This is a genomic window from Pseudomonas sp. Tav-5-1A (assembly GCF_055755055.1).
Map to the genome: position 1 here is coordinate 3,618,232 of NZ_CM146901.1, position 24,291 is coordinate 3,642,522.

Sequence of the window (24,291 nt, forward strand, 5' to 3'; positions counted from 1 at the left end):
CGCGAGGCAACGTTAGAACAACCCCATCTGCCCGCCAACCAAGGTGGCGAAATCGTCGTTCACGAACGGCAGGATGCCGTCCGCCACCGGCTGCAGCTGGCGGCTGATGTAATGGTCGTAGTCGATGGCCGCGTCGATGGCTTCCAGCGGCTGCGGCCCCGCCAGGGTGATGACGTAGCTGATCCAGCCGCCACGCTGGTACTGCAGCGGCCGGCCGTGGCGGGCGTTGTACTCGTCGGCCAGGCGCGCGGCGCGCACGTGGGGCGGCACGTTGCGTTCGTAGTCGTCCAGCGGCCGGCGCAGGCGCTTGCGGTACACCAGTTGGGCATCCAGCTCGCCGGCCAGGGTGCGCTGCACCAGGTCGCGCACGTAGGCCTGGTAGGGCCGGTGATGAAAGATGCGCTCGTACAGTTCCTGCTGGAACGCCCGGGCCAGCGGCGACCAGTCGGTGCGCACCACCTCCAGGCCCTTGTAGATCATTTCGTCGCTGCCGTCGGCGCGCCGCACCAGGCCGGCGTAGCGTTTCTTGCTGCCCTCCTCGGCGCCGCGAATGGTGGGCATCAGGAAGCGGCTGTAATGGGTTTCGAACTGCAGCTCCAGGGCGCTTTCCAGGCCGTACTCGGCCTGCAGGTGGCTACGCCAGTACGCGTTGACGTGGGCCACCAGCGCCTGGCCGATATCCGCCGCCTCTTGCTGGCCGTGGGCGCGCTTGAGCCAGACGAAGGTCGAGTCGGTGTCGCCATAGATCACTTCATAGCCCTGGGCTTCGACCAGCTGGCGGGTGCGCTGCATGATCTGGTGGCCGCGCAGGGTGATGGACGACGCCAGGCGCGGGTCGAAGAAGCGGCAGCCGCTGGAGCCGAGCACGCCGTAGAAGGCGTTCATGATGATCTTCAGTGCCTGGGACAACGGCTGGTTGCCCTGGGCTTTCGCCGCCTCACGGCCCTGCCACACGGTGCGCACGATAGACGGCAGGCAATGGCGCGTGCGCGAGAAGCGCGCGCCGAGGAAGCCGGGCACCGAGTGCGCATCGTCAGGCAGGCGCAGGCCTTCGACCAGGCCGATGGGGTCGATCAGGAAGCTGCGGATGATCGACGGGTACAGGCTCTTGTAGTCCAGCACCAGCACCGATTCGTACAGGCCCGGCCGCGAGTCCATGACGAAGCCGCCGGGGCTGGCCTGGGGCGGGCGCTCGCCCAGGTTGGGGGCGACGAAGCCCTGGCGGTGCATCAGCGGCAGGTACAGGTGGGTGAACGCCGCCACCGAGCCGCCGCTCTGGTCGGCGGGCAGGCCGGTGACGGTCGCGCGCTCGAGCAGGAAGTCCATGATGCGGGTCTTGTCGAAGATGCCCAGCACCAGCTCGCAGTCCTTGAGGTTGTAGCGCGCCAGGGCCGGCTTGTCCTCGGCGAACAGGCGGTTGATCTCGTCCATGCGCTGGTACGGCGTGGAAATATCCTTGCCCTCGCCGAGCAGCGTCTGGGCGACGTTTTCCAGGCTGAACGAGGGGAAGCTCCAGGTGGCCTGGCGCAGCGCCTCGATGCCGTCGATGATCAGCCGCCCGGCGGCGCTGGCGAAGTAGTGCCCGTTGCCGCTGCCGTGTTCGCGCCACAGCAGCTCGCCGCCATTGCGCCCCAGGCGCAGTTGCACGCCGTGGCGCCGGGCTTGTTCGTGCAGCACGCGCAGGTCGAACTGCACCACGTTCCAGCCGATGATGGCGTCGGGGTCATGCTCGGCCATCCACTGGTTCAGGCATTCCAGCAGCTCGACCCGCGACGGGCAGTACTGCAGGTCGAAGTCCAGCCCGCTCGCGTCGCCGTTGGCCGGGCCCAGCATGTACACCTGGCGCTGGCCGCAGCCCTGCAGGCCGATGCAATACAGCTCGCCATGCTCGGTGGTCTCGATGTCCAGCGACAGCAGCTTGAGGTTGGGGCGGTAGCCCGGCGCCGGCTTGAGCTGGGCGTCCAGCAGCAGGCCGCTGCCGTCGTCGCGCCCGGCGATGCTGGCCGGGGCATTGATAAAGCGCTCCATCAGGTAGCGCTCGGGCGGGCGAATGTCGGCCTCGTAGACGTCGATGCCGTTGCGCCGCAGGCTCTTTTCCAGGTCCAGCAGGTGCCGGTACTGCTGGCAGTACAGGCCCTGCACCGGCCGGTGGTGGAAGTCCTGCAGCGCCAGCGGCCGCAGCTCGGCACCCGCCTGCGGCGCCACCAGAGCCTGGGCCTGCGCGGCCTGCTCGGCCGGCACGAAGGCCACCGCCGGCTGCACGGGCAGGCGCACCTGGCGGGGCCCAGCGTCGGTGGCGAGCCAGAACTCGACCTCCGTTCCCGCCGGCGTGTCGCGCCAATGGCGGGTCAGGATAAAACCTTGCTGGACATCCACTGCACTGACCTCGTCGAACCGCTGGATAAACATCCATTATACCTGCTTGCCCGACGATTTGACGCCGCGCCCGCCTTTGCCCAAGCTACGCCCCTTTCCACTCGTATTGCGGACACCCCCTGAGTGAAGACTTCAGCGATCAAATGGCCACGCCTGCTGCTGGCCGCCACCGGTGTGCTGGCGCTGCTGGCCGGCTGCGACTTCGGCAAGCCCAAGCCACCGCCACCCACCACCTACATCAGTGTTGACTGGAGCGCCCTGCCGGCGGTCAGCGACGCCGACCTGATGGCCGGCTATACCGCCTGGAACTCGGCCTGCCAGCGCCTGGCCAAGGACGCCACCTGGGGCGCCACCTGCGCGGCGGCCGCCCAGGTACCGGCGCAACCGGCCGCCGTGCGCGCCTTCCTGCAAAACCAATTGCAGGTGTACAGCCTGCGCTCGGGCCAGGACCAGGACCGCGGCCTGATCACCGGCTACTACGAGCCGGTGTACCCTGGCAGCCTGGCCCGCGACGACCAGCACACCGTGCCGGTGCTGGGCGTGCCCGACGACCTCATCGTGGTAGCGCTGGACAGCGTCTACCCCGAACTCAAGGGCAAGCGCCTGCGCGGGCGCCTGGACGGCCATGTGCTGCGCCCCTATGACGACGCTTCCGCCATTAACCAGAAACCAGTCAACGCGCCCACCCTGGCCTGGCTGACCAACCCCATGGACCTGCAATTCCTGCAGATCCAGGGCTCGGGGCGCATCCAGCTGGACAGCGGCCGCCAGCTGCGCATCGGTTATGCCGACCAGAACGGCTGGCCCTATAAGCCGGTAGGCCGTTGGCTGGTGGAACAGGGCCTGCTGAAGAAGGAGGAAGTCAGCATGGGCAAGATCCGCGACTGGGCCACCGCCAACCCGGCACAGGTGCCGGAGCTGCTTGCCAGCAACCCCAGCTACGTGTTCTTCTCCACCCGCCCGGACAGCAACGAGGGCCCGCGCGGCTCGCTGAACGTGCCGCTGACCGCCGGCTACAGCGTGGCCATCGACCGCAAGGTCATCCCGCTGGGCAGCCTGCTGTGGCTGAACACCACCAGCCCCGACGGCAAGACCATCGTGCGCCCGGTGGCCGCCCAGGACACCGGCGGCGCCATCGCCGGCGAAGTGCGCGCGGACCTGTTCTGGGGCACTGGCGACAAGGCCGGCGAACTGGCGGGCAACATGAAGCAGCAGGGGCAGATCTGGCTGCTGTGGCCCAAGGGCGCACAGCCGCCGAAGGTGCAGTAACGCGCGCCCGAACGCAGCCTTCGGCTGCTGCATCCTGTGGGAGCTGGCTTGCCAGCGAGCTGTTGGGGCCATAAAAGCTCGCTGGCAAGCCAGCTCCCACAAGTCAGTTGCTGCTACGCTGTGCGTATAACCAGAACCGCAGAGGCTGTGATGAAGACCGTTGCCGAATTACTCAAGCTCAAGGCCCAGCACAATCAGCAGGTGCACACCATCGGCCCCGACCAGATGGTGGTCGAGGCCCTGCGCCTGATGGCCGAGAAAAACGTCGGCGCCCTGCCGGTGGTCAAGGATGGCGCCGTAGTGGGCATCGTCAGTGAACGCGACTACGCCCGCAAGGTGGTGCTGGAGGGGCGTTCGTCAGTCGGCACGCCGGTGCGCGACATCATGAGCGCCAAGGTGGTGACCGTGGACACCCACCAGAACATCGACGCCTGCATGAACATGATGACCGACGGCCACCTGCGCCACCTGCCGGTGGTGGTGGATGGCCAATTGGTGGGGCTGCTGTCCATCGGTGACCTGGTCAAGGAGGCCATTGCCGAGCAGGCCGACCTGATCCGCCAGCTGGAGCAATATATTCGCGGCGAGTAGGCGCGCCCGCGCAGCCGCGCAGGTATACTGCGCGGCTCCCGGGGACGGCCCCGGACACTACCCTGCACGCCCCGGAGTTCCCGCATGTCTGTCGACCAACAAGCCCCTGCCCAAGCCCTGCCCGAAGACACCGGCAGCGACAGCCAGGCCGCCGTGCCGGCGTTCAGCTTCCCGTTCAAGCCCGGCGCCTTCGCCGCGGCGAAAAAAGCCGCCACCTACCCCGGCGCCGGCAAGTCCAACCACGACAAGACCCCGGGCCGCGCGCCCAACGGCACTCGCCGTTCGATGGGCAAGCGCTGACCGTCAGCGGTTGACGTCCACCACCACGCGCCCGCGCACGGTGCCGGCCATCAATTGATTGGCCACTTCCACCGCTTCACTCAAGCCGATTTCACGGCTGATCAGCGGCAACAGCGCGCGATCCAGGTCGCGGGCCAGGCGGTCCCAGGCCTCGACACGGTCAGCCTTGGGCCGCTTGACGCTGTCGATACCCAGCAACGCCACCCCTCGCAGAATGAACGGCGCCACCGAGCCTGGGAAATCCATGCCCTGGGCCAAGCCGCAGGCCGCCACCGCGCCGTGGTAGCGGGTGCTGGCGCAGACGTTGGCCAGGGTGTGGCTGCCCACCGAGTCCACCGCCCCCGCCCAACGTTCCTTCGCCAGCGGTTTGCCCGGCGCCGACAGGCTGGCGCGGTCGATCACCTCGCTGGCACCCAGGCGCTTGAGGTAGTCGTGCTCGCTGGCGCGGCCGGTGGACGCCACCACCCGGTAGCCGAGCCTGGCCAGCAGGGCGATGGCGAAGCTGCCGACCCCACCGTTGGCGCCGGTCACCAGCACCTCACCCTGCTCTGGCGTCACGCCATGGCGCTCCAGGGCCATCACGCACAGCATCGCCGTGTAACCGGCGGTGCCGATGGCCATGGCTTCGGCCGGCGTGAAGCCCTTGGGCAACGGAATCAGCCAGTCGCCGTCCAACCGCGCCTGCTGCGCCAGCCCGCCCCAATGCCCCTCGCCCACGCCCCAGCCGTTAAGCAGCACCGCGTCACCCGGCTTGAAATCGGCATGCTGGCTGCTTTGCACGGTGCCCACCAGGTCGATGCCCGGCACCATGGGGAAACTGCGCACCACCGGGCCGTGGCCGGTAATGGCCAGGCCGTCCTTGTAGTTGAGGGTGCTGTAGGCCACCGCGACGGTGACGTTGCCCGCAGGCAGCTGCGCCTCATCCAGCGCCTGCACGGCGGCGCGCTGGCCCTGCTCATCCTTCTCGATCACGATAGCGTTGAACATGGAGCTCTCCCTTATATAGACCGATTGTCTTTTAATGGCGCTGAAAAGCCGGCAGCGCCGGCTTGATCAACCTCAGATCTGGAAAAACGCCGAGCGCAGGAAGCCGCTGACGAACACGCGCATGGGCTGCGCGCTGCGTACCAGCCGGGCGCGCAACACCGCGCCTTCCCAACCGGTCCAGAAAAACGCCGCCAGCTCGTCGCAGTCGGCTTCCTTGGGCAGGTCGCCGGCGGCCTGGGCGGCCTTGAGGCAAGTGCTCAGGCGCTGCTGCCAATCCCGGAACACCGCGTCGATGGCCTCGCGGTAGCCCTCGGGCAGCACCGAGATTTCCTGGCCCAGGTTGCCCACCAGGCAACCACGGCGATATTCGTGCTTGGCCATGCCCTTCTGCGCGTCCTCGGCAAACGCCAGCACGCGCTCCAGCGGCGCTACCGACTCGTCCAGCAGCCAGCGGTCGAGCTTGGCGGCGAAGTACTGCGCGTAGTTGTCGAGCAAGGCCCGGCCGAAGGCGTCCTTGCTGGCGAAGTAGTGATAGAACGAGCCCTTGGGCACCCCGACACGCTTGAGGATCATGTCGATGCCGGTGGCGCTGAAGCCTTGCTCGGTGAGGATTTCAGTACCGCAACGGACCAGCAGCTCGCGGGTGTCGTAATGCTCGCGAGGCACCTTGGGGGGGCGGCCGGGTCTGCGGGGGACGGGTGCTTGGGTTGGCGTAGTCATGAACACCGATATTAGACTGGCCGTCTCGATTGTCAACCATTGTCGAACGCGCCCCCGTAGCAGCTGCCGATGGCTGCGTCACCGCCATCACCGTAGGGGGTAGGCACTTATGGCGCTTCGCTATATATTCGCGAACATAACGAAAAATTCAAAAAAGGAGTTTCAGCATGTCCGTCAGCCCCCCTCGCCTCGCCCTCCTCGGCCTGTTTGCCGCCCTGGCCTTCAACGCCCACGCCGATGAAGTGCAGGTGGCCGTAGCCGCCAACTTCACCGCGCCCATCCAGGCCATCGCCAAGGGCTTCGAGGCCGACACCGGCCACAAGCTGGTCGCGGCCTACGGCGCCACCGGCCAGTTCTACACCCAGATCAAGAACGGCGCGCCGTTCGAGGTGTTCCTGGCCGCCGACGACACCACCCCCGCCAAGCTTGAAAGCGAAGGCGACACCGTCAAGGGCTCGCGCTTCACCTATGCCGTGGGCACCCTGGCGCTGTGGTCGGCCAAGGACGGCTACGTCGACGGCAAGGGCGAGGTACTCAAGGCCAATCAGTACCAGCACCTGTCCATCGCCAACCCGAAAGCCGCGCCCTACGGCCTGGCCGCCACCCAGGTGCTGGACAAACTCAAACTCACCGAAGCCACCAAGGCCAAGATCGTCGAAGGCCAGAACATCACCCAGGCCTACCAGTTCGTCTCCACCGGCAACGCCGAGCTGGGCTTCGTGGCGCTGTCGCAGATCTACAAGGACGGCAAGGTCACCAGCGGCTCGGCGTGGATCGTGCCGGCCAACCTGCATGACCCGATCAAGCAGGACGCGGTCATCCTCAACAAGGGCAAGGACAGCGCCGCCGCCAAGGCCCTGGTGCAGTACCTGAAAGGCCCGAAAGCCGCCGCCATCATCAAGTCCTACGGCTATGAGCTCTGATGCCACTGGATGCAAGTGACCTGTCGGCCATCTGGCTGACGGTCAAGCTGGCGTCGCTGACGACCCTGTTGCTGCTGGTGATCGGCACCCCGATCGCCTGGTGGCTGGCCCGCACCCGCTCGCGCCTGCGCGGGCCGGTGGGGGCCGTGGTGGCGCTGCCGCTGGTGCTGCCACCCACGGTCATCGGTTTCTACCTGCTACTGGCCATGGGGCCCAACGGTTTCATCGGCCATGCCACCCAGGCCCTGGGCCTGGGCACCCTGACCTTCAGCTTCGCGGGCCTGGTGATCGGCTCGGCCATCTATTCCCTGCCGTTCGTGGTGCAGCCGTTGCAAAACGCCTTCACCGCCATCGGCGACCGCCCCCTGGAGGTGGCCGCGACCCTGCGCGCCAGCCCCTGGGACTGCTTCTTCAGCGTGGTGGTGCCGCTGGCCCGCCCCGGCTTCGTCACCGCCAGCATCCTGGGCTTTGCCCATACCGTGGGTGAGTTCGGCGTGGTGCTGATGATCGGCGGCAACATCCCCGACAAGACCCGCGTGGTCTCGGTGCAGATCTACGACCATGTGGAAGCCATGGAGTACGCCCAGGCCCACTGGCTGGCCGGTGCCATGCTGGTCTTTTCGTTCCTGGTGCTGCTGGCCTTGTACGCCCGCGGCCACGCCAAAGCCCGCTGGAGTTGACCCGTGGCTGCCACCCTGACCGCGCGCATCCGCCAGCGCTTCCCCGCTTTTACCCTGGACGTCGACCTGCAACTGCCGGGCCGCGGCGTCACCGCGCTGTTCGGCCAGTCCGGCTCGGGCAAGACCACCTGCCTGCGCTGCCTGGCCGGCCTTGAGCGCGCCGGCGACGCCTACATCGAGATCAACGGCCAGGTCTGGCAGGACAGCCAGCGCGGCCTGTTCCTGCCGCCGCACCAGCGCCCCCTGGGCTACGTGTTCCAGGAAGCCAGCCTGTTCGCCCACCTCAACGTGCGGCGCAACCTGGAGTTTGGCTGGAAACGCATCGCCGCCAGCCAGCGCAAGGTCGAACTTGAGCACGCCTGCGAGCTGCTGGGCATCGGCCACCTGCTGACACGCATGCCTACCCACCTGTCCGGCGGCGAACGCCAGCGCGTGGGCATCGCTCGCGCCCTGCTGGCCAGCCCCGGCCTGCTGCTGATGGACGAGCCGCTGGCGGCGCTGGACAGCCAGCGCAAGGCCGAGATCCTGCCGTACCTGGAGCGCCTGCACGACGAACTGGACATCCCGGTGGTGTACGTCAGCCACGCCCAGGACGAAGTGGCGCGCCTGGCCGACCACCTGGTGCTGCTGGACGCCGGCCAGGTGCTGGCCAGCGGCCCCATCGCCCAGACCCTGGCGCGCCTGGATTTGCCGCTGGCCCTAGGCGACGACGCCGGCGTCATCATCCACGGCCAGGTCCAGGCCCATGACCCCGCCTACCAACTGCTCAGCCTGGCCCTGCCCAACACCGACCTGCACATCCGCGTGGCCCACGGCCCGCTGCCCCTGGGCAGCCCGCTGCGGTTCAAAGTGCAAGCCCGCGACGTCAGCCTGAGCCTGGACGGCCAGGGCCAGAGCAGCATCCTCAACCGCCTGCCGGTGACCGTCACCGGCCAGCGGGTGGCGGACAACAGCGCCCACGTGCTGGTGAGCCTGGACGCGGCGGGCACGCCGTTGCTGGCGCGGGTAACACGCTATTCGTGGGACCAGCTGGGGCTGGGCGTGGGCAGCGCGGTGTGGGCGCAGATCAAGGCGGTGGCGGTGTTGGCGTGAGTGGCGCCATCCCCGTAGCAGCGGCCGCAGGCCGCGTCCAATGGCGCTGCGTATCCCCCAAGGTGTACCGCGCCGTGGCCGGACGTCGCGGTTTCGTTACGTGAGGCCATCCAACCCCCTCAGATGACGAACCAGCACCCTGCCCTCCGGCCCCAGATGCAGGCCGAAGCGGGTCTGGGTGCCGCCCTTGAGTTGCACGCTCAGCCCGTACTCGAGATGACCCGGAAGGCGTTGGGGTAACAACTGGATATCGATGGCCGCCAGGCGTGGCTCGTACTTGAGCAGGGTTGCGGCCATGTTGCCGATTAGCCCATGGGCGGTGGCAGGCAGGCCTTGAAGAACAAGGCCCATGTCCGGCAGGCCATAATCGGGCAAGTGGCTGAGTGCCCCCGCACGGCTATTGAGGATGCGCTGCAGGTTGTCGAGCACTGACAGCGTCACCTGGTCCGGCTCGGCGACAGCGTGCAGGTCCAATTCACCGTCGAAGTTCTGCAGCAGTCGTTCATAAAGCGAAGCGCCCGAATCGCCCATGGGCTACTCCTTGTCCAGCGCGCGCAATCTCAAGCGGTTATCCCCCAGCTCGACCACGCGAGCCTGGTCGGGCAGCAACTGGTCACGGCGCAGCGTGAGGCGCCAGGTGTGAAGGCGGTCGTCTGGCTCACGGAACAGCGCCACCAGCGCGACAAACTGCGTCTCCTTGGCCAAGGGCACATTCAGCTGCGCACCGCTGCCGGGCTTGAGCACCAGCGCGTGCTCATCCAGCAGATCGTCACGCAGCAGCGCCTCACTGTCGGCCGCGATCGCATCGTAGCTGGCCTTTTCCAGCGCCATGCGATCGCGCAGTTGATACACACGTACCTGGGTCGGCACCGACAGGGCGCGCATGTCGTGCCCCTCGGGGTTCATCGCCGTGCGGGCGTCGAGGTCCAGGCGCAGGGTCTTCACCTGTTTGTGGAAGATCGCCCGGGCGGTGGACGCCGTACCGTCGCTGACCGCCTGGGTCAGGCCACAGCCGCCCAGCAGCGTGAAGCAGCTGGCCACCAGCAAAAGGTTAAAAAGTGTACGCGACATGTTCGGTTGTCCTGTGGTGCGGGTTGGAGGGCAGGCCGTGGTAGCGGCCCAGGTTGATGGTCACGGGGGCTGGGTTGACGCTGCCCAGCACGCAGGTCATGCCGAGCAACACGCCAGCACCGCCCAACGATGGCGAGGGCAACAACGGCGGCGTGAGGGTCAGGCACAGCCGGGCGGTACAGCGCCAGCCCAAGTACACCCGCAGCAGCACCAGCACGTCGGTGTGCAGCGGTGCGCCTGGCAACCAGCCGCGCGCCTCCTCCGGGTCTGGTGTGCACAGGGTCAGCAGCAGCTGGCTATTGCCATCGAGGCCGGTGCCACCCAGTGGCGTGCCGTCGGCCAGGCTCACCGGCTGGCTGCGAGCAAGCCGCCCAGGCCTTGCCAGCGCCACTTTCAAGGGCCAATGCGGCGTGACGGACACCTGCGTCCGCGGCGCCAGCAGCGTCACCAGTGCGCGAATGCCTTCGGCGTTGCGGGTGGGCAGGCGCATCACCCCCAGCAGCGCCAGGAAGCGCGACACCGGCGTGGCGATGTGCCGGGCCGTGCCCGGAATGCCCAGCCCGACCAGGCCCAGCAGGCATTGCGAGGTGGCATCGCTGCCGCCCGGCTCGAACGTGGCGGGGTACGAATACTTGCGCCAGATGCGGTAGAACTGGGTGAAGACCCGGTGGTTGAAGATATCCAGGAAGCCTTCCAGCGCTTCATGCCCTTCGCGCCGCTGGGCGATGTCATCCAGGTAGGCCGTGGGCAGTGGCGAGTCCACGCCATACAGCCCCAACACCCGGGTGCGTACCGTGGCCGGGTGTTGGCCGCCGGCCTCGATGGCCTTCAGTTCGCCGGCCGGGAACCCCATGCCGGGGTCAGGGCGAAAACGCACCGGGTCATCGCCAGGCCGCACCGTGCTGCCCAGCGGCGGCCGCCCAGGCGCCGCGTGTTCCAGCCACTGGCAGAAGCGGTAGACGCTGGCTTCCGATACCCGCTCGCGCAGGACGTCAAGCAGCGCCTCGACGCTCAACCGGGTATCCGCTGGCTGTGGTTTTCGCTCCATCGCAGGCACTCCCCGGTAGGTTGCAGGACCAGCGTCAGCTGGATGAACAGATGGATATCGGCGTACAGCGCAAAGAAACGGTTGAGCATTTCGCCGAACAGGCTGATATCGCCTTCACCGCAAAAACCGTTGCTGTCCAGGGTCACTTCGATGTCCACGCCGCGGCGTAGGAAGCCCTTTTCAAACCGCTGGATCAAGCGGTGCCGCACCTCGACGATGGCTTCCAGACGCCGCCGATTCAATTCGCTGCCGGTCCATTCGTACAACGCCAGGGTGCCGCGCAGCACCTCGGCGCTATCGAGCATCGGCAGGAAGTTGGAACCCAGGTGGCTGAGCACCCGCCAATGAAAGCGGTCGCGGTTGGGCGGATAGCACGGCAAGGTCGGCGCGCACAGGTTGCGCACCTTGAACCCCGCGTGGGGAGCATGCACGGCGGTATCGAGCAAGGTGCTCTGCAAGGCCTTGCGCGGCAGCTGGCCGTGGGTGCCGGTCAGGCGCAGGGACAGGCTTTCATTGTGGCTTAACCGCGCCTGCTCGAAGTCTTCGCCGCCCAGCACCAGCCAGGTGTCGTGGAGGCCGTTGGCACCGCGTTTCAACCGCGTGTGGAAGTAGCGTTCCGGCGCCTGCTCGCGCAGCATGCCGCCCTTGTGGCGAAAGCTGCTGAAGGGCACGAACGCCTGGCGCTCGCCGTCCACCGTACTGCTCACCTCGTCCACCGAATAGATCTCGGTATGGCCGTCCTGCAAGCGCTTGGCACGCAGCAGGTAATCGGTCTGCAAGGGGTCCACCAGCAATGGGTCCGACTCCAGTTCGAACAGGTTGATCACGGGGACCGCGTGCAACCGCAGGTGTTCGCGGCTCAACGCCAGATGCGGGGGCCAGGCCTGCTTGAGCTCCACCTCCAGCTCGAACCACGGCGCCTCCGGGGGCAAGCGCACGTGCTGCAAGCCGCGCAGGGTGACGAACATGAACTTCTCGCGGAAGGTGAAATACTCCAGCAGCAGTTGGTAGCCACTGAAGGCGCTGTCCCCTTTGGGCCACAGGCGATCGTCCTCGGCGAAGCCCTTGGCGGCGAACGTCATCGCCACCGCCTGCCGCGTCGGCTCGCCAGGCAAGCGCAGGTAGACGTCCCGGGCATTGAGGGTCAGGGCGTGGTGCAGGGCGGTGGCCAGTGCGGCATCGGCGTTCAGGTACAACGGCAGCTCCGCCAGGTCCATGGCTGCCCAGGCGGCCATGGCCCCGCGGGCAAACCGCAGGCACACCATCGAACGACCATCAGCGACCTGGGCCACCCGCAAGGCTTCCAGCGCCAAGGGCCGCAAGGTCAGCGCCTGGGTGGTGGTGTAGCGACAACGCGTGCGCTGTGGCCCCACGGGCTGCGACAGTACTTCGAAGCCCGTGGCGAGTGGCTCGCTGCGGCTCAGCTGACCCAGGTCGGGCGCCAATTCCACGATCGAGAGCGAAGGAATGGTCCGCAGGTAATGGGGCCAGAGCAGGCTGACCAGCCCCTCGGTCAATTCCGGCAGGTCATCGTCGAGCTTCTCGCGCAGGCGCCCCATCAGGAACGCGAAGCCTTCGAACAAGCGCTCCACGTACGGGTCCTGCGCGCCTGGCTTGTCCAGATTCAGGTGGGCGGCGCGGTCCGGGAACGCGTCGGCGAACTCCTTGCCCGCCTCGCGCAGGTAGCGCATCTCGGCGTCAAAGTAATGCAGGGTCAGGTTGTCCAGGCTCATGGCACGTCTCGTGTGTAAAGGGTCAACCGCACAGCACCGCGGCGCGGACGGGGTCGATGGCCACCAGCGAGGCCAGCAAGGCCTCCATGCGTCGCGCCAGGGCGGGCTTGTCGACGTCACTGCGCTGGGCTTTCATGCGCAGCAGCTTGAGCAACCGCGCCTTGGTCTCGAACACCAACTGCGGCTCCCATTGCACCAGGAGCTGGCGCTGCGCGACCTGTTCCAGTTCGCCCAACAGGTGCACGGCCAGTTCGTGCTTGCCGTACTGCTCGGCTACCCGCGCCATCAGCAGGCGCAGCAACCAGCGCTCGCGCCCGCCGTGCGCCTCTGGCCGCGCGGCCAGCCACGCCAGGGCCAGTTCTACCCCCTGGCTTTCGGCCTGGGCCAAGGCTTCGTCCTGCAGGGCCAGGATGTCGTCCTGTTCCGCGACGGGCGCCGCCGCCAGCCACTGGGCCGGACGGTTGCCGCTGACCTGCTGGCTGATCCACTCGCGGGTGGTCTCATCGGCAAACGCGCTGCCGTCGCTCCAGCGCAGTTGCTCCAGGCCCGGCAGGCGCTCGAGCAGCATGCCCAGGTCACGCTGGACGATCTGCGCCCAGGCGTCCCGGGGCGCCGGCTGCCTGGCCAGCGCCTGGCACAGGTACCATTGCAGGTCCAGCCAGAAGTGGTTGACGGCTTCGGCGTACACCCGCTCCACCAGTTCCAGTAGTTCGTCCCAGCGCTGCTGCACATACAGGCGCTTGAGTTGCACGCGATAATCGCCACGCGGGGCGGCCAGGCGCGTATTGCCATGGGTGTCTTCGGGGGGAGTCTGGTGCACGGTGTCCCAGCGCACGCTTTTCATCAGGCGGTGCGCCGCCAGCCAGCCCTGGGGTTGGTCACGCAGGTAGGTGGCCAAAGCGCGGGCGCTGTCCAGCAGGTCGCGGCCGGACTTTATCGCCACGGGCGCTGCCAACCCTCCTGCCCCGCCGGCCCCGGCGCTGTGCTGCGGCACCACGGCATCGACACCCCCGGAGCGCGCCAGGCGCGCCGACAGCGCGTCGTACAGCACGCCCAACTGCGGGCGCTCATCTTCCGGCCAAGCCTGCAGGCCATGTTCAAGCCACACCAACGCGGCCACCGTGCGCTCAGCCTCGGCCCTGACTACCTCGGGGTACAGGAACAAGCTGCCCAGCAGCTTGTCTGCCGTCAGCCACTCCAGGGCCAGCTTGCGGCTGGTGGGCCGCGCCGGGAGCAGCGCCGTGCCAAAGCGCGCCACCATGGCCGCCAGCAAGGCCAGGCCATCGGCCAGCCCCGCTTCGCCGTCGCGCTGCAGGCGCGCCCACAGGTAATAGGTGGCCACCCGCAGGTCCTTGCACCTATGGGTCAAGAGCTTTTCCCCCAGGCAGATCACCTGCTCGGTGTCGGCGCCGGACAGTTTGTTGACCTCCTCGCGCAGGCACTGGAAATCATCGTCGTAACTGGGGTCGTCGCCAGTCGGCAACTGCTGGCTGACAGGCTGTAGCCAGGCGTGCCAACGGCCGGCCTGTTCGCGCCCCAGGGTCAGCGCATCGCGGTCCCCCAGGCAAGTGGTACGCAATCCTTGCAGACTCATTCAACACCTCCAGTGGATGCCTGGCCGTTGTCCGCCAGGAAAATTCGCGGCGGCAAACTGAAGCCGCGCAGCGTGAGCAGCGCCAGTGGCCCTGCGCCCAGTTCCGTGCGCAAATGCCAGGTCAGCGGGATGCCGTCCGGGGCCTTCAGCACCAGGCGAAAGCGCGTGTCGCTGTCGTCCAGCGCCGTCACCTGGGCCTGCTCCAGCAGGCGGATCAGGCCCCAGGCGCCGTCGTAGGCACCGAACAGCCGTTCGCCGGTGGCAACGCTGGTCCAGCTAAGGCTGGCGCCGGGGTAGTCGCTGGCGCCAGGCCAATGAAAGCGTTTCCAGCTTGGCTTCTGGTTGAAGTAATGCAGGCGTTCGCCGTTGAGGATGAAGGTGGTCTGCACCAGCTCGGGCAGCGCCTTGGCCTGCAGCTCGAAGCCCAGGCCCATGCCGCCGTCGGTGTACAGCACGTCCGCCAGGTGGCCCAGGCGGTTGACCGCCGCCAGGAACGCCGGATTCACCCGCAGGCCCTGGCTGTGCCGCGGGTCGACGACCCAGCGGTTGCCCTCCTTGCGCAGCACGCCGCCCAGTTCCTGCTGCAGGAACTGGTCGATGCGCCCGGTGCCGGCGCGGATCATCTGCCCCAGCATCGGCAAGGAGGCGTCGCTGCCGGTGGCGGCGAACGGGTAGCGGCCGCTGAAGGCGCCGTCCCAGTGCTCGACGATCGCCCGCTGCCACTGCGCGTTCAGCGCTGCGGCGGAGGGTTGCAGCACCTGCTGCCAGGCCTGGGCCAGGGGTTTGACGAACAGGTTCTGGCCAAAGCCGCTCCATTGCCCGCCCAGGCTGGCGGCGATCAGGCTGCCGTACTCGCGGCTGTCGCCAAGGTCCAGGGTGCGGCCCTGGAACACTGACTGGGCCAGGGCCTGGGACATCGCCTGGGGGTCGCTGGCGTCGTCGATCTGCTGGAGCTGCAGGCGCACGCGGGTGACGCGGGTCAGGTAGCTGTGCAGGCTCAGCGGGCTGTTGTCCTTGGCCAGCAGTTGCAGCAACGGGGCGAAGGTGGCGTCCAGCGGGACTTGTGGCATGGGCGTATCGATGGTTTGCTGCGCCGTGTTGATCAGCGTTTTGCCGCCGGTTCCGGCCTGGTAGGCTACGGTGGTGATCAGGGCCAGCAGCGGCGATTGCTGCGGGTCACTCATCAGCGCCAGCTGATCGACCGCCTCGCCCAGGTCCTTGGCCTGGCGCCAGCGCACGCTGTTGAGGAAGCTCAGCCAGGCGCTGCCGAAGTCCTTGAAGTAGCGGGCGGTGAGCCTGGCCTTGAGGGTTTCAGGGGACAGCTCGCTATCGACGTTTGCTGCCTTGTCTGTGAGCACCCAATCGATTTTCGCCCTACGCGCCTCGGCAATGTCGTCGATGGCAGCCCGTATCTGCCCGTCCCACGCCTGGCGAGTGAAGATCCCCGGCACGCTGCGGGTCGCGCCAAACAGCGCCGACGCCTGGGTGTCGCCAAGCATCTGCGCCAGCGCCATCGACGGAAAATGGTTGCCCGCGCGGTCCAGCACCTGCTGGTACAGGCTGGCCTCGGCGTTGCGCTGGCCCAGCTCGCCAAGCAGGACCTGCCGCACCTGGGCGATCAGGCGCGGGTTGGCGTCGATGCGCCACTCGGGATGGCTGGGGAGTTGTTGGAGGTAGAACGACCATTGGCCGGGTAGATCAGGCACGCGCTCAAGCAGCAGTTTTTCCAGGAACGCCGGATCGGCTTTTTCCGGGTGCGCGAGCATCAGGTAGGCCTTGAGCGGCTCGTAGGCGCCACCGGCCATCTCCGTGCGCGCCTTGCTGCCGGCGGGCTGCGCCACCAGAGTCCACAGCGTCTGCTCCAGGCTGGCCACGGCCTTGTCACGCAGCAGCGCATGGGTGGCCTGCACGTAGCGCGGCCAGAGCGAGTCGAGCAGCGCCTGGCTGTGGCTCAGGCCAAAGCCCAGATACCAGGGCTCGCCGTGGACACGGCGGTACTCCAGGCGGTCTACCTCGCGGGTCAGGTCGCTGAGGGTGGTGAGAGTGGTGATCGGCTGTTCGGCGACCTGCGCCAGGTGGAGCGCTTGGTTGCGGTTGGCCACGAAGGACAGCAACACACCAGCCGTCAGCACGCCTGTGGCGGCCAACGTGGCCACGTACAGCACGCGCCGCACATGCCAGCCGCGCCGCCGCGGACGAGTCTTGCGGTCCGCCAGCAGCGCCGTCCAGGCGCCGTCGAGCTGCAGCAGGTGCTCGGTGCCCGGCACCGGGCCGTCGGTGCGCGCCAGGCTGAAGTGCAAGCCGCGCAGCGGCGTGCTGCGGGCAAACTCGGGCAGCAGCGGCGCCAGCGCCTGGGGCCAGTGGGCGGCGCCATGGGTGTGCAGGTGGTGGCCGAGGTAGAAGAGAAAACAGTGGGTGCGGTGCACCTGGATATGGGCCATGCCCCGCTGGTTCAGGGGTTCGATCAGCTGTTGCAGGGCGGCGCCCAGGTCATCGTCCGGGGCGAGCAGGCAGCCTACCGACTGGGCGGGTTCGAAAGGTTTGATCCAGGCTTGGGGGCAGACTTCCCAAAGGTACAGGGGCAGCTGCCAGCCGAGGGCCTGGGACAGGTCGCGCAGGTAGCGGCTGCCGGCGGCCATGGCTTTGGGGTCGTGGCTTTGGGGGGTGGTGAGGGTCCAGAGGATGGCGTCGAGGGGGCGGGCGTGCAGCGTTTTCAGCAGTTTGATCTGCTCGTCGGGCTGGGTGCCGATCAGGCTACCACCGCAGATCAGCACCGTGCCGTGGCCTTCCAGCCAGTGCTGGGTGGTGAGGCCGGGGGCGATGGCTTCGATCTGCTCGGGTTCGCCGACGACCAGGATCAGGCGGGCCTTGTGGCGCCAGAGGAGGCCGTAGTGGGTGCGTAGATGAACCCGCAGTTCACCGGGCCACGCGGGAATCGTCGCCACAGGGCGTGCGAGCGGCGAATTCGGCAGCGCCACAATGTCAACCGTCAGCGCCTGGGCCTGGGTAACGGCCAAACGCTGCCACGCCCACAAAATCATCGGGCACAACCACAATAATGCTGCCCACACACCAGCGCCCCCTAAGCTCAGCTGCCTGACAGCAAGCGGCGGCCAACCGAAACGGTCACCCAATAGGCCGTACACCAACCCAGCCAACACCACTAGCACCGTGACCAGTAGCAGGTAAACCCCTGCTACCCGTACCAGCGCGCCCTTGCCTACATCCTTAATTATCGCCATGCGCCGTAGCCACTCCCATTGCCAATCGTAGGTCCGTGGCCTGGCTCAGCCAGCCACAGGGTTGCCCAGTCTCTTGCGCCTGCAAAAGCGCCAGTGACATGCCAATAAACGGCCCCAGATACCCCACGTCCCCCCAGTGCTGGGCCAACTGGCGCGCAGACGCCGGCCAGCCACCCGCCACACCTGCCGCGTGGCTGGTGGCATCCAGGGCCAGACAGTAGCTGGGGGGCTCGGCGAGGCCCGCGTAACGCTGCACCTGCTGGCAAAGCTGCACAGGTGAATCCCCCACCGCTTCCACCAGGTACTCCCCTCGGTGCAACACCGCCCTCGCCTGCCAGCCGACCTGCCAGGCAAAGCCGGCCTCCCCAGGTAAGGCCGAGCCTGCCGCCGCCGGCGCCGACGCGATGCCGGCGCACAGCAACCAATCGTCGATTTCGCAGCACCCCTGGTGAAACGCATCGATCACGTCGTCCAGCTCATTCAGGTCGTGCAGGGGCAGATGCGTTTGTGGCGGTACTACGCCCGCAGCCGCCAATGCTTCGACAAAGGCCGTCAGGCTGGTGCTGTCACCTGCCCAGGCGATGCCGCGCACGTGAGGCCAACAATCCTTCAGTTCAGGGTTCCGCACCAACGCGCCGGCCAGGTGCCGCGCCAACGCGGGTGCACGTTCGTCACCCGAGGCCAGAGTGACGGGGCATGGCAGACCAGGCGCCATCGCCCCCTCGGTCAGCCTCGGTTGAGGCAACGGTGCACGGGCCATCAACTGCTCGAAGTGACACTGCTCATCGCCCACCGGGCCGAGCAACAGCACTTGCCGCACCGGCAAACCGAGTGAACGACGTTGCCACCAGTGCCGCACCGCCTGATTGATTTGGCGGTGATACACCGCCTGGTTGAACAGCCCCAGCTCCCTCACCAGCAACCGCAGACCCAGTGCCAACGCCCAACCCAGCGGCAGTATTGCGCTCCATAACCACCACTGCAGGCGTGCCTGCCCAGGCGGCCACCACAGCAGCAGCGCCGCGCATTGCACCCCCCACAGCCCCGCCAGCACTAGCCACCAACGCCGCCAATGGAACGCCGCTGGCGCGGGAAAATTCGGGTAAACCGGCGCCAGGTTCATGGCACCACCGCCATCAAGCCGACCGCCAAGGTGCTGACCAGCTGGCACCCGCAGGCACACCGATGGCCGTGAAGCGCCACTGCCTTGCCATCCATGGTGGAACCCTGCGTCCCCTCGGTGATGTGCGTCATGCCATGCCTGTTGCAACGCACCTTGTCATCCACACAGGCCGCCGGCTTGCCAAATGCGTCGTAGTGGCCCTCCAGCACCTCGCCACCATAGGGGTGCAGCGGGTCACCGACCCGCACTATCGGGATCATGACAACTGCTCCTTCACCGTTTTCGCTGTCTCGGCCAAGCTACCCACGCCCTTCAGGTACGCGAGCATGTTCTGCATGCGCAGCTCATCCTCTGCCGCCTGCATGGCCTGGCGTTGCTTCGCCACCACTTCGCCAATGGCGTTGGTGGGTTTCAGCAACTCGGCAGCACCCGGCAGGAACGGGACTACCAGGTCAGTACCACGGTTGACCACCTCATAACCGATGCTGGCGGCGCCCAACGTACCGGCCAAACCCATCCAGCCATGGCGACGGATGCTGTACACACCGCCCACCACCAGGCCAATGCCGACTACACGCCCCGCCACCACCGCAGGCGTCAGGCGTTTGTTGCTATGAGTTCCGAAATACACCATGCGATAACGCATGTACTCGCCCCAAGCCTCCCGCGACTTCAGCGAGTCGTGCAGGAACCAGGCGCGTGAGTCGTGCACCTGGTCGTCGAACAAGGCCACCACGGCGGCAAGCTCCGGCCTGGTCGACACGTGATACGTGCCACTGTTGGCAGGGTGCTCGTAAAACATCTGGGCGGCATAGCGTTCGCCTGCAACCTTGAGCTGGCGGTACTCCTCCTGCTCGTCATCGTCGTTGAGCAGGTACACCATGCCTTTGAGCGGCACATCCAGCACCCAACCGCCCCACCCCGTCTGTGGGCGCCACTTGCCCAGGTAGTCGTGCTCGAACTCTACCGCCGCTTCGCGGAGCTGCTGCTGGTCGATGGCAGGCTCGTAGCCTGGCGAGCCGGTCAGGGCAAGCATCCTTTCGGTCGCGTTTTCCTGACCAAGCAGCGCCTTGCGTAGGTCGTTGAGCGCGTCTTTTGCCTCTTTATTCGCCGCTTTTTCTTTCTCTGCCGTAGCAGCGTTGGTCTGCTTCGCTTGGCCGTAGAACGGCTGATTGGCGTAGGTGCCGCGGGCGAACCGGTCGATGCGCCAGCCGGTGAGCCAGGCCATCTGGTCGGCCATTACAGTTTCAAGGGGGTGGGATAGGCGTAAGGGGCCGGTGTTGGCCTGGGGTTCGGCGGTGGGTGGAGTGTCGAGGCCCAGGGTTGTGCGCCAGTGGTTGAAGCGGGTGACCAATTGCTCGGAGATATCAAACTCTTCTTTCGTATCAAGCGACATATGCCGTGCAGGCGCCATCTGCAGCAACTCCCTTGGCACTGCTTTCTCGGGCACAGCCAACGGTGCTCCCGCAGCAAAGGCGGCCGCGTACATGTCATGCAGCACAATCTGAGAAAGTAGCTCTTCCGCGCCACCACGTGCTCTACCCTGCTCCCCTTGCGGGTAGCCACCACCAACATCGGAGTGCACGCCTGGGTAGACCACCTCTGTCGCATACGGTGGATATCGTCCATCGGCATAGCGGATGGAATCTAGCGGAAAGCACAAACGCTGCTCGTGGGCGGCTACACCGTGCAAGGCCCGCTTCACCCAACCAGGGAAACGCGCTTCGTCGGGGAGCACCTGGGTACCATCGGCCCAATCCATATGCCCCTCGGCCATTGGCATTACTCGGGCAATGCCTACCGAAGCAACAGTATCAAGCACACCAAGAAACTCGATGCTTAAGGGAATGCCCAACAGGGCTTGCTCAGGCAACTCACCATCTGTTGGAGTATCGAATAGCTCACTCAACCAAGTAACAAACGTGCGCGCTTCGGCGGCCCCACGGGAGAACCCGTAAATAAACAGCTTGATGGCGAGTACCTTGGGCTGTGCAATTGTTACTTTTTGACGCAGCGGGGCTAACAAGGAGGCCATCGCTTTGCGACGACTGTTACGGCCTAATGTCGTCATCGGCCATAAAGTTGACATTTCGCGAAGCTTGGTGCGGGCGTCTGACATCTTTAGGCGCTGTTTATCGTTCAATGCGTAAGACAGGGCATCAAATAGCTGCAGTAGCCCCCAATTTATTCGGTCCTCTCCCCCATGCCCAGTTGCCATACCAAGACTGCCGTAGTCCATCTCGCCAATTTCCGGGAAAGGAGTACCCACACCTGGTATATAATAACGATAGTAGCCGCTAGTCAGATCTTCCAAACTAGCGTGATAAAGTCGCGCAATATTGGTCGGATGCGATGGCGTAGCTTTTTTTGTGTCATAGGGCTCATTATTATTGGTTCCATCAAAAAACAAACTAATATGTAGAGCCCGCACGCACGTGGATGCACCGCGAAAACCGCGCGCAGCGTTGAGTTGTTGGCGATAGCCGTTCTCCTCCGCCAACTGCTTATCATAATTATCTCGAACTATTTGCGTATCAAGGGGCAGACGACCCTCCAGTGGGAATAGGGCAGGCGAATGGACCTGGCCATTGCTAGCTATTTCGGGCATACGGCAGACTCCTTCATCTTCAAGGGTTCTTTTATCGGGCTACGAGGGGATGGATAGGCCCAGCAGGAAGTGGAAACTTTTATTTGATTACAAGGTAAAAAATGAATCTCTGGAGAACATAGGCTCTCGTCATACCTAGGAACTTCCACAACAGCAACATGACGTTGGTATTTAGCCTTATGCTTAGCCATGAATTTTCGAAACTCATCGGTACCTAGCGGAGGGGAGTCCGCATACGGGTCCGGATCCGACTCCCACTCGACAACCATTTTCAAACCCGGCCTCCATAAGCGAGGCAGCATTACACAGCATGCCCCCCCGCCGTATCCAAATGGCGCAACATTGGGACCTCCATAGCCATTCACAGAAAAATGATTGATTCCTGCTGACGTATGATTCACTCCATTTATGTTTCCCGCCAAATAATCAGGCTGCCCGACCGCACAACCCGCCACCCCTAGAAACAAGCATCCACTTATCCATACCCCTAAAGTCCCGAATGAAACATTCATCCCTTTACCCCGCTGATTCTTGTTAGGTCCTGCACCAAAGCCGCCTGTAGCAAGCAGCCTGGGCGCGGGACCTTTGGCACCATTAGAAATAGGCTGCCAGGTAGAATCTGCGCAGAGGTAAATACACCGCGAAGGCCACGAGCGGCATTGAGTTGCTGGCGATATTTTTCGTGCTCAGCGGTCTGCTTATAATAATTCTCCCACACTGCCTGCTCATCGATGGGTAGGCGCCCCTCTTCAGGAAACAGTGGAGGTGCGCACACAGGATCATTGCTGGTCATTTCGGGCATACGGCAGACTCCTTCATTTTAAGAGGTTTTTCTATCGGGCTATTAGGCGACGGACAAGCCCAGCAAAGAGTAGATATTTTTATCTGACTACAAGGCAGAAAATGAATTTCCGGAGAGCATAATTTCTCTTCATAGGGCACCACATTCACGACCACGCTATGCTTCTGATATTTAGTCTTGTGAACTGCGCAGGCCTCCTCATCAAAACCATAACCAGCTTTTAATCTGTTAATTTTTGCATATGACTCTAGATCCAACTCCCACTCAATCGACACCTTTAAACCAGGCCTCCACACGCGCGGCAACATCACACAGCACGATCCGCCCCCATATCCATATGGGGCAATATTTGCACCGCCATATCCATTAACGGAAAAATGATTGATACCTCCGAAAGTATGATTCACCCCGTTCAAAATTCCCTCCAAGTACTCAGACTGCCCCACCGAGCAGCCTGCCAACCCCCGAAACAGAAAACCATTTACCCATAGACTGAAAGGCCTTAACAAAATATTCACCCTTTCACTCCACCAACAAAAAGCCCATGTGTAAAACCTCATAAATGCAACCTCACATTAGGCACCATGACCCCGCGGAATATACCCTGGGCTCGTTACTAGCCGAACACCCTTCACCTTTAGGAAAGAAGTGATCACCACTTGAGTCTTCGGCCTATAAAAATTCCTATCATCACTTTCATAAGTCACCACATGCTGATCCTCATCATCCCTTGCAACAAATTCCGCAAGCGACTCTCGCCCCCACGCACCACCGACCAAGGAAACATCCACCTCAAAGGAATATCCATCACCATAAGTCACGCTCACCGACGTCGGAACATAACCTTTAACAAACGGCACATATATTTTCGCCCCAGCCCCTTTTAACGGCACATCACGCACAAAAAGATAATATTTACGCTCACCTTTTCTATAGTCAACGCTGTAGCCGATAGGTCGCTCAAAGTGAACCCTGCTGTCGGGCGCACTAAATTGCAGCCCAAGAAATCCATACGACTGCTGGCCAACCACACTTTGATATTCAAATGACTCATAATTACTAGCCCGAGAAAAATCGTGCGGCACCAGCAGGGTATCGACAACAATATCAACGGGCAGACTGAGCAGCGCAACGACCGGACAGATGACGTCCACATAGCAAACCAGCGCCTTATACCCAAAATCGTGAAGACCCAGCCGGGTGAGATCGGTCATCACCCCTCTGTAGTAATCACTGCTACTCCCACGCCCCTTTTCACTTATCCGGGTTGTCCAGGTGCCACCCTCCCCCAACCACGACACAATGATCAGAACCGCCACTACTGCTACAAACTTTCGACTCATTTTCAATACTCACTCATTTTAATTAGCCTTCCCGAATTAGCCGCCACATACGCCTTCAAATCCCCAAAGTAATTTTCCTCACTCGCCTGCAGCACCCACCGATATGCACATCCAAAACACACTTCCTGCAATAACCCAGGCATCAGCCTTTCCACCGTTGTCATCAGCCCTTGGGCGTCGCTGATGCAGCCCAGCCGATCAAACTGGGCATCGGTGAGAGCGATGGGGGCGGCGCTGTCCGGTGCTTGCTGGTCGCATCGGTAGGTGCCTGGGTGCCAGACGGGGGATTGGTCGCGGTCGAGCCAGCCCCAGAACAGCGCCAGTTGCAGGAAGCGTTGGCGCTGCTCGGAGTCGAGGACGTTTGTCAGCAGCTGCGGCAGCACCCGAGGGTCGTAGAAGCGCAGCATGCCGTTCTGCCCGCCCCATTCGAGTTGCGACAAGGCTTGTAGCGCCGTGGTCAGGACATCGAACGGCATCGGTGTAACAAGCACCGTGAGCCGCGGCGTGGAGGCGAGGTAGCTGAGCAACTCGGCGAGCCAGGCTCTGTGCCGCCACGCATCGAAGGTTATACGCATCAGCAGCGGCGCTTGCTCCAGTAGCGGCTCTTCAGGTGTGCCACTGAACAGTGAGGACCATGGAATGGGCGGCTGTAGTGCGTGCAGCCCAGGCAGCAGCGCCATTTTCAGGGCCATCTGATCAACGATGACGTCGATGTGGTCAATCGGCGCCGCAGCGCACAGGCTTTCTATCTGGGCGAGCCAGGCATGCTCGCTGGGTTGCTGGATCATG

The 24,291-nt window shown here is 64.7% G+C and carries 23 protein-coding genes; 6 read left to right on the forward strand and 17 right to left on the reverse strand.

Going from position 1 to position 24,291, the window contains the following annotated elements:
• Positions 1–12 precede the first annotated feature (12 nt).
• Positions 13–2,376 carry a DNA polymerase II gene (locus AC0J42_RS16445; RefSeq protein ID WP_473006870.1) on the reverse strand — a complete coding sequence of 788 codons (2,364 nt, stop codon included), beginning with the start codon at positions 2,374–2,376 and terminating at the stop codon, positions 13–15.
• Between the two features lie 123 nt (positions 2,377–2,499).
• Between AC0J42_RS16445 and mltA the strand changes: the two genes are divergently transcribed.
• The 3 genes from mltA (at position 2,500) to AC0J42_RS16460 (ending at position 4,536) form a co-directional block, all read left to right on the forward strand.
• Entirely contained in the window at positions 2,500–3,645 is a 1,146-nt protein-coding gene (gene mltA / locus AC0J42_RS16450) for a murein transglycosylase A (RefSeq protein WP_473002479.1), read from the forward strand.
• Positions 3,646–3,795: 150 nt separating this feature from the next.
• Positions 3,796–4,236 (forward strand): CBS domain-containing protein, encoded by a 441-nt coding sequence (locus tag AC0J42_RS16455; RefSeq protein ID WP_473002480.1) that lies wholly within the window; start codon positions 3,796–3,798, stop codon positions 4,234–4,236.
• Between the two features lie 84 nt (positions 4,237–4,320).
• Positions 4,321–4,536, forward strand: coding sequence for a hypothetical protein (locus tag AC0J42_RS16460; protein ID WP_416424637.1), 216 nt, complete (start codon positions 4,321–4,323; stop codon positions 4,534–4,536).
• 3 nt (positions 4,537–4,539) lie between these two features.
• Here AC0J42_RS16460 and acuI read toward each other — a convergent pair whose 3' ends face one another.
• Together acuI and acuR are read right to left on the reverse strand one after the other, a co-directional pair.
• Positions 4,540–5,523 (reverse strand): acrylyl-CoA reductase (NADPH), encoded by a 984-nt coding sequence (gene acuI, locus AC0J42_RS16465; protein WP_473002481.1) that lies wholly within the window; start codon positions 5,521–5,523, stop codon positions 4,540–4,542.
• Between the two features lie 72 nt (positions 5,524–5,595).
• Positions 5,596–6,243 (reverse strand): acrylate utilization transcriptional regulator AcuR, encoded by a 648-nt coding sequence (gene acuR / locus AC0J42_RS16470; protein ID WP_416424639.1) that lies wholly within the window; start codon positions 6,241–6,243, stop codon positions 5,596–5,598.
• 167 nt (positions 6,244–6,410) lie between these two features.
• On the opposite strand from acuR, the gene modA reads away from it, so the two are divergent.
• The 3 genes from modA to modC are packed head-to-tail and all read left to right on the forward strand — an operon-like array spanning position 6,411 to position 8,938.
• Complete coding sequence (modA, locus tag AC0J42_RS16475) at positions 6,411–7,166, forward strand: molybdate ABC transporter substrate-binding protein (protein WP_473002483.1); 756 nt, start codon at positions 6,411–6,413, stop codon at positions 7,164–7,166.
• On the forward strand, positions 7,166–7,846 hold the full coding sequence (modB, locus tag AC0J42_RS16480; RefSeq protein ID WP_416424641.1) for a molybdate ABC transporter permease subunit: 681 nt from the start codon (positions 7,166–7,168) through the stop codon (positions 7,844–7,846). Before modA ends, modB begins: the two co-directional genes overlap by 1 nt.
• 3 nt (positions 7,847–7,849) lie before the next feature.
• A complete protein-coding gene (gene modC, locus AC0J42_RS16485) occupies positions 7,850–8,938 on the forward strand; it encodes a molybdenum ABC transporter ATP-binding protein (protein WP_473002484.1) in 1,089 nt (362 codons plus the stop codon).
• Positions 8,939–9,034: 96 nt separating this feature from the next.
• Here the strand turns inward: modC and tssE are convergent, their stop codons facing one another.
• The 14 genes from tssE to AC0J42_RS16555 form a co-directional block, all read right to left on the reverse strand.
• The gene (tssE, locus tag AC0J42_RS16490; RefSeq protein ID WP_473002485.1) at positions 9,035–9,469 is read right to left on the reverse strand and encodes a type VI secretion system baseplate subunit TssE; all 435 of its coding nucleotides are present in this window, start codon (positions 9,467–9,469) and stop codon (positions 9,035–9,037) included.
• A gap of 3 nt (positions 9,470–9,472) precedes the next feature.
• Complete coding sequence (gene tssJ, locus AC0J42_RS16495; protein WP_473002487.1) at positions 9,473–10,009, reverse strand: type VI secretion system lipoprotein TssJ; 537 nt, start codon at positions 10,007–10,009, stop codon at positions 9,473–9,475.
• Positions 9,990–11,057 (reverse strand): type VI secretion system baseplate subunit TssG, encoded by a 1,068-nt coding sequence (tssG, locus tag AC0J42_RS16500; RefSeq protein WP_473002488.1) that lies wholly within the window; start codon positions 11,055–11,057, stop codon positions 9,990–9,992. The genes tssJ and tssG overlap by 20 nt, the downstream gene beginning before the upstream one ends.
• Positions 11,021–12,790 (reverse strand): type VI secretion system baseplate subunit TssF, encoded by a 1,770-nt coding sequence (tssF, locus tag AC0J42_RS16505; protein WP_416424646.1) that lies wholly within the window; start codon positions 12,788–12,790, stop codon positions 11,021–11,023. The genes tssG and tssF overlap by 37 nt, the downstream gene beginning before the upstream one ends.
• A gap of 22 nt (positions 12,791–12,812) precedes the next feature.
• Positions 12,813–14,384, reverse strand: a complete 1,572-nt coding sequence (gene tssA, locus AC0J42_RS16510) for a type VI secretion system protein TssA (RefSeq protein ID WP_473002490.1) — start codon at positions 14,382–14,384, stop codon at positions 12,813–12,815.
• Entirely contained in the window at positions 14,381–17,425 is a 3,045-nt protein-coding gene (locus AC0J42_RS16515) for an ImcF-related family protein (RefSeq protein ID WP_473002491.1), read from the reverse strand. Before AC0J42_RS16515 ends, tssA begins: the two co-directional genes overlap by 4 nt.
• A 187-nt stretch (positions 17,426–17,612) precedes the next feature.
• The gene (locus AC0J42_RS16520) at positions 17,613–18,749 is read right to left on the reverse strand and encodes a hypothetical protein (protein WP_473002493.1); all 1,137 of its coding nucleotides are present in this window, start codon (positions 18,747–18,749) and stop codon (positions 17,613–17,615) included.
• Positions 18,746–19,009 (reverse strand): PAAR domain-containing protein, encoded by a 264-nt coding sequence (locus tag AC0J42_RS16525; RefSeq protein ID WP_473002495.1) that lies wholly within the window; start codon positions 19,007–19,009, stop codon positions 18,746–18,748. The genes AC0J42_RS16520 and AC0J42_RS16525 overlap by 4 nt, the downstream gene beginning before the upstream one ends.
• The gene (locus tag AC0J42_RS16530) at positions 19,006–21,357 is read right to left on the reverse strand and encodes a T6SS phospholipase effector Tle1-like catalytic domain-containing protein (RefSeq protein WP_473002496.1); all 2,352 of its coding nucleotides are present in this window, start codon (positions 21,355–21,357) and stop codon (positions 19,006–19,008) included. The genes AC0J42_RS16525 and AC0J42_RS16530 overlap by 4 nt, the downstream gene beginning before the upstream one ends.
• Positions 21,345–21,869 (reverse strand): DUF3304 domain-containing protein, encoded by a 525-nt coding sequence (locus AC0J42_RS16535; protein ID WP_473002498.1) that lies wholly within the window; start codon positions 21,867–21,869, stop codon positions 21,345–21,347. Before AC0J42_RS16535 ends, AC0J42_RS16530 begins: the two co-directional genes overlap by 13 nt.
• Positions 21,866–22,159, reverse strand: coding sequence for a hypothetical protein (locus tag AC0J42_RS16540; RefSeq protein WP_473002499.1), 294 nt, complete (start codon positions 22,157–22,159; stop codon positions 21,866–21,868). Before AC0J42_RS16540 ends, AC0J42_RS16535 begins: the two co-directional genes overlap by 4 nt.
• Positions 22,147–22,677: a DUF3304 domain-containing protein gene (locus AC0J42_RS16545; protein ID WP_473002500.1), complete on the reverse strand. Its 531-nt coding sequence runs from the start codon at positions 22,675–22,677 to the stop codon at positions 22,147–22,149. Before AC0J42_RS16545 ends, AC0J42_RS16540 begins: the two co-directional genes overlap by 13 nt.
• Positions 22,678–22,734: 57 nt before the next feature.
• On the reverse strand, positions 22,735–23,373 hold the full coding sequence (locus AC0J42_RS16550) for a YceK/YidQ family lipoprotein (protein ID WP_473002502.1): 639 nt from the start codon (positions 23,371–23,373) through the stop codon (positions 22,735–22,737).
• A 131-nt stretch (positions 23,374–23,504) separates the two neighbouring features.
• Positions 23,505–24,290 (reverse strand): DUF4123 domain-containing protein, encoded by a 786-nt coding sequence (locus AC0J42_RS16555; protein ID WP_473002504.1) that lies wholly within the window; start codon positions 24,288–24,290, stop codon positions 23,505–23,507.
• Position 24,291: the final 1 nt, after the last annotated feature.